A 1,600-nucleotide genomic window follows, 5' to 3' on the forward strand; every position below is an offset into this window, starting at 1 on the left:
TGTGCTTGACCAGAATAATCTTCTATCAAAATAGAGTATACATATGTATCTTAAAAAATTTTCCCACCAAAAAAACACTTATAACGTCTTGTAATTATATGTTAATTTAAAAATATTGTTTTTCGCTTGCTGAAAAATAATGTATAGATAATACTAGCAAACATACAAAAAATTTTTTTAGGTTTAAACGATGAAAAGAAAAGTATTTGGCATTGAGGTACCGCCAATAGCTGAAGGCAACGAGTTTTCTTGTTTGCCTCAAGAGCTCTGGTCGAAGGTAAGCCCGAAACTTTGTGGGTTTAGTACAAAAGGTGATTATCTGTCTTGGGGTGAGTTCATTACCCGTACTCCAGAACTTAAGGGGTATAAGGAACCTGCGTGGCACCTTTTAAAATGGAAAAGAAACCTAGAAATCATTGATGAGCTTTTTGCTTACAGAACCGATGGTAGTATGGCGCTCACCCGGTATAGCATTTCATCGCTCGTTCACAAAATTCATAAGATTGAGCGCTTATCGACACTTAAACATCTTAAGCTTCAAGGTAACGATTCGCAGCGATATTTAACAACTAGTTTGATTATGGAAGAATCTATTTCGAGCGCACAAATGGAAGGGGCTGCAACTACAAGGCCTGTGGCTAAAGAGCTTCTCTCAACAGGGCGCGAACCTAGAGATTTCTCTGAAAGAATGATCATTAATAACTACCAGTTAATGAAATTTGCTAAGGCATCAATTCTTGAGCCGTTAACCGTGGAGCTTATTCAAAAATTTAATATGGTGGCGACACAAGAAGTATCTGAAAATGACCATATAGCAGGAATGATTCGTGAGGGGGATATAGCAGTAAGAAGTGTTACCGATGATGAGATTATCCACCAAGCACCAGATGCCGATAAAGTACGACCATTGCTTATCAGCCTATGTGTATTTGCTAACGAAGAACACGAAGGCGCTGAATTTATACACCCGATAGTTAAGGCCATAATTTTACATTTTATGATTGGATATATACACCCGTTCGCAGATGGGAACGGCAGAACAGCAAGAGCGTTATTTTACTGGTTCATGCTAAAGAGTGGCTATGATAACTTCGAGTTCATTTCTATTTCTTCGCTACTTAAAAGCTCTAAGAACAGATATGCCCGCGCTTTTGTTAAGAGTGAAGTAGATGAGTTCGATCTTACACATTTCATCGATTTTAATATGGGTATTATCATTCGAGCGCTGGAAAGTTTCACAACGTTTATGCAGAAGAAAATTGAAGAGATTGAGAGAACTAGGTTGGATCTGTATAAGTCTCCATATTTTAGAGAGTTTAAACACGCACATATCACTATTATTAAGAAAGCACTCGAAGACGCTGGACGTGAGTTCACAGTTAAGGAATGGCAGACAGAGTTCAATGTTACGGCAGCAGCTTCCAGAGGCTATCTGGATAAATTAGTAGAGCTGAACTTACTAATTAAGAGCAAAGAGAAAGGTAGTAGACAGTACAAATATTTAGCGCCACGAAATTTGAAAGAGAGATTGAAAATTGATTGATATAACCATACCTGAGTGTGGTGGCGCTAAAGGTAGTGTTCAAAGTTCTGTGTCATT

1 protein-coding gene is annotated in these 1,600 nt (G+C 38.0%); it reads left to right on the forward strand.

The genetic code is table 11. The features are described 5' to 3' along the window. The first annotated feature begins 190 nt into the window (after positions 1 to 190). The gene (locus AB4238_RS22105; RefSeq protein ID WP_372035754.1) at positions 191 to 1,543 is read left to right on the forward strand and encodes a Fic family protein; all 1,353 of its coding nucleotides are present in this window, start codon (positions 191 to 193) and stop codon (positions 1,541 to 1,543) included. Positions 1,544 to 1,600 lie beyond the last annotated feature (57 nt).

This window comes from Shewanella sp. 10N.286.45.A1, from assembly GCF_041470405.1.
Lineage (GTDB): Bacteria > Pseudomonadota > Gammaproteobacteria > Enterobacterales > Shewanellaceae > Shewanella.

What these genes read in the sequence shown, in the direction of transcription:
- AB4238_RS22105 (WP_372035754.1), top strand. Translation starts at nt 191, where the DNA reads ATGAAAAGAAAAGTATTTGGCATTGAGGTACCGCCAATAGCTGAAGGC.